This is a genomic window from Enterococcus ureasiticus, from assembly GCF_001730285.1.
In the GTDB taxonomy this organism is placed as follows: domain Bacteria; phylum Bacillota; class Bacilli; order Lactobacillales; family Enterococcaceae; genus Enterococcus_L; species Enterococcus_L ureasiticus.
On record NZ_MIJZ01000001.1, the window covers coordinates 97120 to 108979 of the forward strand.

An 11860-nucleotide genomic window follows, 5' to 3' on the forward strand; every position below is an offset into this window, starting at 1 on the left:
AGAGGGGAAATAAAAAATGGTAAAATTTGAAGAAGTAAAAAACGGTGTAATTTTCCCTGTAGGAGAAAAGAATGAGGAATTTGCGAAATATTTCATCGGTCAAAGTTATTTAAAGAATTTAGTAGCAGATCCTGAGGTCAATGTCGGAGTCGGAAATGTTACATTTGAACCTGGTTGTCGCAACAATTGGCATATCCACCATAATGGATTTCAACTGTTATTAGTAACTGGTGGTGAAGGTTGGTATCAAGAAGAAGGGAAACCAGTACAATTTTTAACTGCTGGGGATGTGGTCGTAACTCATGATGGTGTAAAACATTGGCACGGTGCCGCAAAAGATAGCTGGTTTGAACATCTAGCCATCACTGCCGGCACACCAGAATGGTTAGAGCCTGTTTCAGATGAATTATATAGTCAATTATAAAAATGAATAAAAGATGGGAGTCCTACCTAATGAAAAAACAAACAGCAGGAAGAGATCAACTTGGTGCTTTTGCTCCTAAATTTGCGGAATTGAATGATGATATTCTATTCGGAGAAGTTTGGTCAAGAGAAGAACAACTTTCGCCACGTGACCGCAGCTTGATTACATGCTCAAGCTTACTAACCCAAGGTGTACCACAATTAGAAGCGCATATGAAAATGGCCAAACAAAATGGTGTAACTAAGGAAGAAATGGTGGAATTGATCACTCATTTAGCTTTTTATACAGGTTGGCCAAAAGCATGGTCAGCCTTTGCATTGGCAAAAGAAATTTTTGGTGAATAAAAACAATTTTTGCGTATCTTAAAAGGGAGACCACTCAGTGAATAAACTAACAAAACTTTCGTTACTGTCTGTTTCATTACTCGTCGTATCAGGTGGAGCCATTGCTGCGAATATTCCAGCGATCATGATCGCTTATCCTGCAATCAATCCTACTTTGATTGAATTAATCACCACGATTCCTTCTTTATTTATCATCTTAACAGTACCATTTAGCCATATTTTTGCTAGAAAATTTGGCTATAAGCGTTCTGTTCAACTCGGGATAGGAATTGTTTTAGGTGCAGGAATTCTTCCAGTATTTGTACAGTCCTTTTGGCTTATTTTTTTCAGTAGAATCCTATTTGGTATCGGAATTGGATTATTTAATCCACTCCTTTTTTCTCTAGCTGCAAAAATGTATCAAGGAAAAGAACTGTCATCCGTGATCGGTTTTCAAAGTGCGTTTGAAGGAATTGGCGGGATGGTCATTACATTTACAGTTGGTCAATTGCTGGTAATGAATTGGCATAATTCATTTTTAGCGTATTTGTTAGCCTTACCGATTTTATTTCTGTTTTCACAGTTTGTTCCAGATGTTTCACTTGAAGGTGAGGAAAATAAGAGAGAGTCAAAGAATCAAAAAATTAATCCTTCAACGTATGGCTACATCGCTTTGTTGATTTTGGTTGTAACTATTTATATGTCAGTCACCGTGAAAATCACTTCATTATTAATTGAAAAAGATTTTGGAAATGCAACAGATGGTAGTAATTTAATCGCATTGGTAGGATTAGGCGCCATGACTGCAGGTGCATTATTTGGGTCGATCGTTACAATAACGAAAAGCTGGACATTACCGATTTCTTTTTTTGTTCTTGGCATATCGATGTTTATGATTGCCTTTTCCCATAATTTAGTGTCAATTTCATTTGCTGTTACTTTGTGTGGTTTTTCCTTCCGTACATTTATTCCGTATTTATTTAATGAGGTAAATCAGGATGGAGGAGGGAACTCAGAAAAAAGTACTTCTTTACTTTTAATAGGCTTTAATATTGGTGCAGCTTTTGCCCCGATTTCAATTTCTATATTAGGAAATATGCTTCCTTCGAAAGAAAATACTGATATTTTTATTGCAGAAGGGATTATAATGACTCTGTTATCTTTGAGTACGATGCTCAGTATTCTAACGAAAAAAATGAAAGCTAGAAACTAGGGAATAAATAAAAATATGAAAAGACCAAAATTTATTTGACATATTCTGATGTCTATCGACGGAAAAATCAACGGCAGCTATATCGATTGGTATTTGATTGATAAAGTCAGTGTTATCTTGGTTTTATAGATAAATTGGGATTTGTTCATACTAGTTGAATGCTAAATTTTTATTAAATTTAATAAAAAAACGAAGAACAATTAAGTTAAACTAAGGTAAAATGATAAAGTAAAGCAAAAAGATCAAAAGAAATTTTTGGTCTTTTTGTTATATTAGTATGAGAGGATTGTTTTTTATGAATCTCATTTATTTAAAGGAAAGTAGGGCAAAATGGAAAAAAGAGCGATATTGATTATTCATGGGTTTGGTGGCAATGAGAAAGAGATTCTTTATTTACATGAATACTTAAAACAAAGTGATCTTTCTTCATTTTGGATCCAATTAACTGGACATGATGGAAATAAACAAAATTTTTCAAGAGCCACGTCAGACCAATGGTTAGCAGATGTTAATCATAAATTAGACGAACTTGAAGAGCAGTATACACATATCACGTGTATTGGTTTTTCAATGGGTGGCTTATTGACAATCCAAGTATCAGAGAGAGAGTCAGTAGATCAGCTTATTTTATGTAGTACACCAATCTATCTTTATAATGCTCATGTGATTATCCAAGATCTTGTGCAAGGTGTAGTTTTTAAAAAACAAGAAAAATTAGATTATTATTTTAGTTCAGCCAAAACAGCATCAATCCGTTCCTGCTACCAATTTTTGTCATTACTTCAAAATACAAAGAAAAAAATGAAAAAAGGAATCCCATCAACAACGGATAAAAAAATGCTTATTCTACAAAATAGACAGGATGAAACGACATACTATAAAAGCGCATATTATCTTGCGAAAGCTAGTAAGGCAAAAGTTTCTTTGAAAATATATGAAAATGGCAGGCATCAATTATTTTTAGGAGAAAATAAGAATGTTGCAGCTGAAGATGTAAAGAAATTTATTCTTCACAAATAATTTCTATTTTAGGTGAATAGTTCAAATTAGCTAAAATCTTGATTAAGTAAGTTGAAAAAACTTATAATCAGGATTTTTTCTATTTATTTTTGAATAAATTTTAATAGTGTTTTTTTACCGCAGAAAGTATATATATCGAGCATTCGGTGAAACGTTTCGATTATATCCGTTATGAATGTTAGTGTTTTTTAGTCTAAAAGGATAAGAAAACGCTTGCTTTAATTCGAAACCAGTAATATAATCATTTTTATAGAAACGTTTCACTAAAAATATTGAGGAGTGGAAGTATGAAATCATGGAAAAAGATTTGCTTATTAGGAACAACTTTATTTGCAACGGTAGGTATCATGGCAGCATGTTCTTCGGGAAATAAAGAAAGCGCTTCAGGTGAACTAACATTTTGGTATATGGGTGATGGCGATCAGGGAATCAAGCCAATTGTAGATGAATTTACGAAGGAATCAGGAATCAAAGTTAAAATCCAAAGTATTCCGTGGTCTACTTCAAGAGATAAATTACTAACTGCAGTAGCTTCTAAAGAAGGTCCAGATGTTGTACAAATGGGTACCACCTATATGAGTGAATTTGTTGATGCCGGTGCGTTGTTGGATATAACGGATGATGTAAAGAAAAGTGATGTCATGAAATCCGATAATTTCTTTGACGGTTCTGTTGCAACAACGCAATTTGACGGTCAAACCTATGCAGTCCCATGGTACACAGAAACCCGCGGATTATATTATAGAAAAGATTTGTTAGAAAGTGTTGGCTTCAAAGAAGCACCTAAAACATGGGATGAATTGGCAGATGCAGCGAAAAAACTAGCAGCTCGCGGTGATAATAAATATGGCTTTGGTGTAGAACTAAAAGAGCCAACATTTGGTTTTATGTTCGCTCGTCAAAACGGTTCGAAATTATTTGATAAAGAGAATAAGCCACTATTTAATCAACCTGAAATGGTAGATGCTTTAAAATTCTTAGATAAGTTAGTGCAAGATGGTTCTGCACCAAAAACAGATTTAGGGTTAGAGATTGGGCAAAGTTTTGGTGGTGAAGGTGTTGTGCCAATGTTTATCAGTGGTCCATGGATGATCAATGTCATTAAAGATTCAGCACCTGATATCGATGGAAAATGGGGTGTGGCTGAATTACCGAAAGGACCTGTGAACAATATGTCTGTGACTGGCGGAGCCAATTTAGCAGTCTTTAGTAGTTCTAAGAAAAAAGATGATGGGATGAAATTGATTGAATATCTTTCAAAACCTGAAAATCAAACCAAGTTTTTTGAAAGTACGAATTCACTTCCAACCAATAAAGAATCATGGAATTCAGATGTATTCAAAAATGACCCATTGATTTCAGTATTTGGAGAACAACTAAACGAATCACAACCGATGCCATTATTAAAACAATGGGATGAAATCTCTCAAAACTTTATGAAGCAATGGGAACAAGTCGTTGTGAGCGGAAAAAATCTTCAGGACGCAATGGATGAGCTAAATGAGCAAACGGAAAGCTTGATTAAATAATCTTAAGGAGTGAAGGAACAAAAGGCTAGAATATGTTATCGATCATGCAGCTAGTGAATGGTAAATGTAAACTTGTCTTTTGTTCCTTTTATTGATTTGTAAGGAGGAACGAAACCATGAAAAAATCAAAATCACCTTATTTTTTTATTGCTCCAGCCGTTGCATTATTAGTGGTTTTTTCAATCATACCGATTTTTATCGCTGTAACCATCAGTTTTACAGATATGAGTTTAGCAGGGTTAGCCGATTTTTCTCGGATCAATTTTGTTGGCTTAGACAATTATTTAAATATTTTTAATGATAAAGTCTTTGGGCAAGCGATGTTCAATACTGCTTATTATGTTGTTATCGGTGTGCCACTCGTCATTATTTCTTCATTAGCGTTAGCTATTATGATCAATTTTGGGGAAAATAAATTTTTCTCGTTTATGCGTTTAGTGTTCTATAGCCCTTCAATTACAAATACGGTAGCTGTATCTGTTGTCTGGATGTATTTATATAATCCAACAATTGGCTTATTAAACCATTTATTATCGTATCTAAACGTTGGGCCGATTATGTGGCTTACCGATCCAAGTACATCGAAAATTTCGTTAATTATCATAGCAGTTTGGAAAGCAATTGGCTTGAATATGTTGATCTTTTTAGCCGCGATTCAAGGGATTCCAAAAGAATATTATGAAGCAGCTGAAATCGATGGGGCAAATAAATGGCAACAAATTTTAAAAATCACGATACCATTATTGAAATTTTCAATTTTCTTCGTAACGGTCACGACCTTGATCGGCTGGTTCCAATTCTTCGATGAACCATTCGTTATGACCAAAGGCGGTCCGTTAGATAGTACGTTATCCGTTGCGTTATTTATTTACCAAAGAGGCTTCCAATACAATAAATTTGGATATGCAGCAGCAGGCTCTGTGATCTTATTCATCGCGATTATTATCGTAACAAGTATCCAAATGAAAATCCAAACAAAACAAAAAGAAAATGAAGGATAAAAGGAGAGAACGAGATGAATTCACATAAAAATGCGCAAATGAGCTTTAAGCTTTTTATCGGTATCCTCTTAGGCGTTCTTGGAATCATGACTTTTTTCCCATTTCTTTGGATGATTTTTTCTTCATTTAAAACCAATGCGGAAATCAATCAAATCGTGCCTAGCTTATTTCCAAAGGATGCGACATTCGATAATTTTAAAGAGTTATTTTTCAGATTGAATTTTGGAACCTATCTTAAAAATACGTTGATCATCACAGCATGTTCATTTGTCGGATTGTTGTTAAACGCCATGGCAGGCTATGGTTTTGCTAAATTTGATTTCAAAGGGAAAAACGGACTTTTTCTGATGGTATTAGCCACAATGATGATTCCAGGCCAAGTAACGATGATTCCAGTGTATTTATTGTTGAACTCGGTTGGTTTGACGAATACCTTGATTGGGATCGTTTTGCCTGGGCTAGCTGGTGCATTTGGAATTTTTCTATTCCGGCAATTTATGAATACTATTTCAAATGAAATGCTTGAAGCTGCAAGACTTGATGGAGCCAGTGAATGGTATATCTTTTTTAAGATTATTTTACCAGTGAGTCGCCCAATTTTAGCAGTTCAAGGGATTTTGACCTTTATCGGCGGTTGGAACTCATTCTTATGGCCATTGATCATCGCGAATGATGAAAAATATTATACATTATCTGTTGGCTTACAACTTTTACAAGGACAGCATGGTTCCAATTATGCTTTACAAATGGCGGGAGCGACATTTATGGTTATTCCAATTTTGATCGTATTCTCGATTTTCCAAAAATACATTTTACAGGGATTTAACGTTTCTGGAATAAAATAATAAAAGAAAAGGTGACTATAAACATGGAGCAAAAGCAATTAACGGACTTACTGGAGCAAATGACATTAGATGAAAAAGTGGGTCAATTACTTCAATTAGCTGCAGAATTTTATTCTGAAAAGGCAGAAGAGAAAACAGGACCAATGACGAATCTTGGTTTAACGCATGAAGATATTAATAACGCTGGGACAACGCTTGGAATTTCAGGTGCAAAAGAGGCCATCCGAGTACAAAATGCTTATATGGAAAACAACCGATTAGGCATTCCAACTATTTTAATGGCGGATATTATTCATGGCTTCCGTACGATTTTTCCAATTCCGCTTGGTTTGGGTAGTTCATGGGATGTTGAAGCAGCTAAAAAGGTTGCTGAAATTTCAGCGAAAGAAGCGGCTGTATCAGGTTTACACGTGACATTTTCACCTATGGTCGATCTGGTTCGTGATCCACGATGGGGTCGTGTGATGGAATCAACTGGGGAAGATCCTTTTTTAAATAGTCGATTTGCCGAAGCATTCGTTAAAGGCTACCAAGGTGATGATCTGAAAAATGACTTCTTCCGTGTAGCGGCTTGTGTCAAACATTTTGCGGCTTATGGTGCAGCAATAGGAGGCCGCGATTACAACACAGTCAATATGTCCGAAAGACAACTGCGAGATAGTTATTTACCTGGTTATAAAGCAGCACTTGATGCTGGCGCAAAATTAGTCATGACCTCTTTTAACACGGTGGATGGCGTTCCAGCAACTGGGAATAAATGGTTATTTAGAGATGTGTTGAGAAAAGAGTTCGGTTTTGATGGAGTAGTCATTTCCGATTGGGGAGCGGTCATCGAGTTGATTCCTCATGGAGTAGCAGCAGATAAAAAACAAGCCGCTGAACTTGCAATCAAAGCCGGCGTTGATATTGAAATGATGACAACGTGTTATACCGAAAACTTAAAAGAACTGATCGAAGAAAATATTGTTGCTGAATCGATATTAGATGAAGCTGTTCTGCGGATTCTTACACTGAAAAATGACTTAGGTTTATTTGAAAATCCCCATAGAGGAGCCGATGTGACATTAGAAAAAGAGGTTGTTTTATCAAAAGAGCATCGTGCTATTGCGAGAGATATTGCGAGAAAATCAATCGTCTTGTTAAAAAACGAGAATATTTTACCATTATCGAAACAAGAGAAAGTAGCAATTGTGGGACCTGCTGCTGATTCTCATGATGTAATCGGCGTTTGGTCTTGGCAAGGCAAAAAAGACGAAGCGATTTCTTTAGCACAAGGTGTTGAACAACTTAACGCAGAGTATGTGATTGGAAAAGAAGCGTTTGACTATTTTAAACCGAGTCAAGCTGCCATCGAAGAAGCGGTAGCTTTAGCCAAAGAAGCGGATAAAGTTGTCTTAGCTCTTGGTGAAGAAGACTGGATGAGTGGGGAAGCGTCAAGTCGTAGTGACATTCGCTTACCACAAGCACAACTAGATTTATTCGATGCTATTCAAGCAGTAAATGACAATATCATTGTGACTTTATATAATGGTCGTCCATTAGATCTTCAAGGAATCGATTCAGCAAAAGCCATCATTGAGGCGTGGTTCCCAGGAACAGAAGGTGGAGCAGCATTAGCCGATATTCTATATGGAGAATATAATCCAAGTGCTCGTTTAAGCATGTCGTTCCCAGAAACGGTGGGACAAGTACCCGTTTATTATAATTACGACAATACAGGCAGACCGTACAAACCAGGATCAGAAGAAAAATATGAGACTAAGTATTTAGATGTTTCAAATTTTGCAAAATATCCCTTTGGTTTTGGTTTAAGTTATAGCGAATTTGCCTGTACTGACTTTAAATTAAGCTCAAATGAAATGAAACCAGATGAAACAATTACAGTTTCGATTACTGTAGAAAACCAATCAGATATTTCTGGTGAGGAAACGGTTCAATTATATATTCGAGATCAAATTGGTGAAGTAGTTCGTCCAGTTAAGGAATTAAAAGGGTTTGAAAAAGTAACGTTACAAGCACATGAAAAAAAGAATGTTCAATTTACGATTACAGAAGAACTTTTGCGTTATGTTCATAGTGACCAAGCTCTTACTAGTGATGCTGGAACTTTTGATGTAATGATTGGTTCAAACAGTAGAGATGTCATAACAAAAACGTTCAAATTATTGAAATAGATAGGAAGAGTGAGATGACGCATCAAAAACGAACAATTGAAAACGGTGGGACATCAGTCTCATTTTTAAAAACAGGCGATCTTTATGAAATCATGCATGGAAATATAATGATCAACCAACTGAATGGAAATGCATTGGATGGAAGTTGTAATCAGCTCTATTTAAGAGTTTGCGATGAAAATGACATTCAGAGTATACCCATGATCGGATCAAATTCAGCCAGTAAATTCCAAATTGGCAAAGAACAAGCAACTTGGACTGGTAACTTTTTAGGCGTATCTTACCAGGTTGATTTTAAACTATCTGAAACAGGTAGTTGGTTTTGGCAGGTGACATTGACAGGTTCTGGACAGAAAATCGATGTCATTTCTGGTCAAGATATCGGTAATGCGACAAAAGGTGCTGTTCGATCAAATGAAGCGTATATGTCACAATATGTGGATCATCATGTCTCGAAAGAAAAAGAAGCAATCATTATTTCTTCTCGACAAAATCAGCCGCAAGAAGGAAAGTTTCCAGTGATTGAACAAGGAAGTTTGAACCCTTTGGTTGCTTTTTCTACGGATGGTTATCAATTTTTTGGTCGTGAGTATAAAGAGACAAATCAAGCCAAAGCTCTGAAACAAGCATGTTTAGCAAACGAAGTGTATCAATACGAATTTGCCTACATCGCTTTACAGACTAGAACCTACGAAGTAACTGAGAAAGAGACAAAAATCATTTTTTATGGAGCAGCAATAGACGATCAAAGAACAGTTATTCAAGAGCCACTTATTTCGAAAGCAGATGTCCAAAACGAGTATGATGCATTGAGATTCGAGCAAATTGACGAGCAAGAAACGACTAGTGAAAAAAAACTAGGGAAACCAATTACCGGTAAAACTTTAACAGATAAAGAACGTGACAAATTATTTCCTAATCAAAATCTAGTCGAAACAATCGATGGCAAAGTGGCTTCTTTCTTTACCGATGATTACCATCATGTGGTTTTGAAAGAAAAAGAAGTTGCAATGGAAAGAGCACATGGGCATATTTTATTAAGCGGAAGAGAGCTAGATGTAGAACATCCGGTATTAAGCACAACCGTTTATATGTATGGTCTTTTCAATTCACAAATCGTTTTAGGCAACACAACCATGAACAAATTAATGAGTAATAGCCGTAATTCCTTAAATATCATGAAACAATCTGGACAAAGAATTTATATCAAAGAAGCAGAAAAATGGCGTATATTGACCATGCCTTCTGCATTTGTAATGGGATTATACTCCGCTACATGGTATTATAAATTAGACAATGATATACTTACGGTGAGAACGTTTACGTTGTGTGATACTAAAGAAATCCGAACAGAAGTGATAAGTAAGCAAGGCTTGAAATATACATTTGCTGTAACCAATCAATTGGTGATGAATGCTGAAGAAGAAGAGCCTACTTATGAAGTGACTAAAGTGAACGAATTGGTAACGGTAAAGGCTTCGTCAGAGTCTGTGATTCATGAAGAATATCCTGATTTAAGCTATTATTTTTCACTAGATAAACCGTTTGAAATAACTGATGAACGTTTGTTTTTATCTACTAAGTCTGCAGAAATTTTGACTACTTTTGTGATTGAAGAACAAACCGAATTTTCTATGTCTATCCAAGGTAGTTTGACTGGAGAACCGTTTCAGACGGTCACTACCACATATGAAAAAGAAAATGAGCAATTTTTAGGTTTTGTAAACGAACTATTAAATAATTTCCAGTTAGCACATGAATCGGAAGAAGTTGACTCAATAAATATCTTGTCGCGCTGGTATACACATAATATGTTGGTGCATTATCTTTCTCCTCACGGCTTAGAGCAATATGGCGGTGCTGCATGGGGAACAAGAGATGTTTCACAAGGACCAACAGAGTTTTTCTTTGCTGTTAATCGACCAGAAGTTGTCCATTCGATTATTAAAAATGTTTATGCAAATCAATTTGAAGATGATGGCAATTGGCCGCAGTGGTTCATGTTTGATCGTTATGAAAAGCAAAAAGCCGATGAAAGCCATGGCGATGTGATCGTTTGGCCAATGAAGATTGTGGCTGACTATTTAGCTAAAACAAAAGATTTCAGTATTTTAGAGGAAAAAATTCCGTATACAGATCGGACAACCTTCTTAAAAACAACAGAGACACACACATTATTTGAGCATGTGAAAAAAGAAATTCAATTTATTGAAAACAACTTTTTAGAAGGAACGTATTTGTCTTGTTATAGCGACGGCGATTGGGATGATACGTTACAACCCTATGATAATAAGTTGAAAAAATATATGGCAAGTAGCTGGACGGTTGCACTAACGTATCAAATCGTGAATAAATTATCCAACTTACTAATGGAAGTAGATACTGCATATGGTGAGCATTTACATGAATTAGCCGCCAATATCAAAAAAGACTTTGAAAAGTATATTTTAGCGAGTGAAACGATTCCTGGTTTTGTTTATATGGAAGATACGGAGCATGTGGAATTTATGATTCATCCAACAGATAAAAAAACAGGTATCCAATATCGTTTACTGCCAATGACACGCAGCATGATCGCTGAATTATTAACAGCAGAACAAGCCAAACATCATTATGATATTATTAAAGAGCACTTACAATTTCCTGACGGTGTTCGTTTGATGAATCGACCAGCAACCTATAAGGGCGGTGTCAGTACAAACTTTAAACGTGCAGAACAATCAGCTAATTTCGGTCGTGAAATTGGTTTGCAGTATGTTCATGCTCACATTCGTTTCACAGAAGCAATGGCTAAACTTGGCAAAGCCGATGAAACGTGGCGAGCCCTGAACATTATTAATCCGATTCAAATAAAAGCCCATGTCGAAAATGCCGAAATCCGTCAAGCCAATGTTTATTTTAGTAGTTCTGATGGTGATTTTAAAACTAGATATGATGCGCAAGAAAATTTTGGTAAACTAAAAGATGGCAGTGTTGGTGTTAAAGGTGGTTGGCGGATTTATTCGAGTGGTCCAGGAATTTACATGAATCAACTGTTGAGCAATGTTTTAGGGATTCGGGAAGATAAAGAAAATATGATTCTTGATCCAGTTTTACCGAAAGAATTAGATGGCTTGACAATGCAGTATCAAATTGCTGACAAAGACGTCCAAATTATATTTCATTTGGGTAGTCAAAAAGAAGCTGTGATAGCAAACGGAACAGAGCTGTCTATTAAACGAGAAGAAAATCTTTATCGTCAAGGCGGTTATATTGTTTCCTTAGGCGAACTTATTACTTGCTTAGATAAGAAAGAAAACCAACTAGATATTTTTTGTTAGGAGATGAGCGT

At 35.8% G+C, this 11860-nt stretch carries 9 protein-coding genes; all 9 read left to right on the forward strand.

The genetic code is table 11. From position 1 onward, the window contains the following. The first annotated feature begins 16 nt into the window (after positions 1–16). The 9 genes from BCR21_RS00490 to BCR21_RS00530 all read left to right on the forward strand — a co-directional run bounded on the left by BCR21_RS00490 (position 17) and on the right by BCR21_RS00530 (position 11849). Positions 17–424 carry a cupin domain-containing protein gene (locus BCR21_RS00490; protein ID WP_069644570.1) on the forward strand — a complete coding sequence of 136 codons (408 nt, stop codon included), beginning with the start codon at positions 17–19 and terminating at the stop codon, positions 422–424. Positions 425–453: 29 nt separating this feature from the next. After that, a complete protein-coding gene (locus BCR21_RS00495) occupies positions 454–768 on the forward strand; it encodes a carboxymuconolactone decarboxylase family protein (protein ID WP_069644571.1) in 315 nt (104 codons plus the stop codon). A gap of 37 nt (positions 769–805) precedes the next feature. Then, complete coding sequence (locus tag BCR21_RS00500; RefSeq protein ID WP_069644572.1) at positions 806–1960, forward strand: MFS transporter; 1155 nt, start codon at positions 806–808, stop codon at positions 1958–1960. A 330-nt stretch (positions 1961–2290) separates the two neighbouring features. Then, the gene (locus BCR21_RS00505; RefSeq protein ID WP_069644573.1) at positions 2291–2980 is read left to right on the forward strand and encodes an alpha/beta hydrolase; all 690 of its coding nucleotides are present in this window, start codon (positions 2291–2293) and stop codon (positions 2978–2980) included. Between the two features lie 287 nt (positions 2981–3267). Next, on the forward strand, positions 3268–4509 hold the full coding sequence (locus tag BCR21_RS00510; RefSeq protein WP_069644574.1) for a sugar ABC transporter substrate-binding protein: 1242 nt from the start codon (positions 3268–3270) through the stop codon (positions 4507–4509). 116 nt (positions 4510–4625) lie between these two features. Then, positions 4626–5510 carry a carbohydrate ABC transporter permease gene (locus tag BCR21_RS00515; RefSeq protein WP_069644575.1) on the forward strand — a complete coding sequence of 295 codons (885 nt, stop codon included), beginning with the start codon at positions 4626–4628 and terminating at the stop codon, positions 5508–5510. A 14-nt stretch (positions 5511–5524) separates the two neighbouring features. Then, positions 5525–6355, forward strand: coding sequence for a carbohydrate ABC transporter permease (locus BCR21_RS00520; protein WP_069644576.1), 831 nt, complete (start codon positions 5525–5527; stop codon positions 6353–6355). Positions 6356–6366: 11 nt separating this feature from the next. Then, positions 6367–8529 carry a beta-glucosidase BglX gene (gene bglX, locus BCR21_RS00525; RefSeq protein ID WP_276204458.1) on the forward strand — a complete coding sequence of 721 codons (2163 nt, stop codon included), beginning with the start codon at positions 6367–6369 and terminating at the stop codon, positions 8527–8529. Positions 8530–8543: 14 nt separating this feature from the next. Continuing rightward, the gene (locus BCR21_RS00530) at positions 8544–11849 is read left to right on the forward strand and encodes a GH36-type glycosyl hydrolase domain-containing protein (RefSeq protein ID WP_069644578.1); all 3306 of its coding nucleotides are present in this window, start codon (positions 8544–8546) and stop codon (positions 11847–11849) included. The last annotated feature ends 11 nt before the right edge of the window (positions 11850–11860 follow it).

Excerpts from the sequence above, each read along its gene's own strand:
- BCR21_RS00490 (WP_069644570.1), top strand. The coding sequence starts at position 17 with ATGGTAAAATTTGAAGAAGTAAAAAACGGTGTAATTTTCCCTGTAGGA.
- BCR21_RS00495 (WP_069644571.1), top strand. The coding sequence starts at position 454 with ATGAAAAAACAAACAGCAGGAAGAGATCAACTTGGTGCTTTTGCTCCT.
- BCR21_RS00505 (WP_069644573.1), top strand. The coding sequence starts at position 2,291 with ATGGAAAAAAGAGCGATATTGATTATTCATGGGTTTGGTGGCAATGAG.
- BCR21_RS00510 (WP_069644574.1), top strand. The coding sequence starts at position 3,268 with ATGAAATCATGGAAAAAGATTTGCTTATTAGGAACAACTTTATTTGCA.
- BCR21_RS00515 (WP_069644575.1), top strand. The coding sequence starts at position 4,626 with ATGAAAAAATCAAAATCACCTTATTTTTTTATTGCTCCAGCCGTTGCA.
- BCR21_RS00520 (WP_069644576.1), top strand. The coding sequence starts at position 5,525 with ATGAATTCACATAAAAATGCGCAAATGAGCTTTAAGCTTTTTATCGGT.
- BCR21_RS00530 (WP_069644578.1), top strand. The coding sequence starts at position 8,544 with ATGACGCATCAAAAACGAACAATTGAAAACGGTGGGACATCAGTCTCA.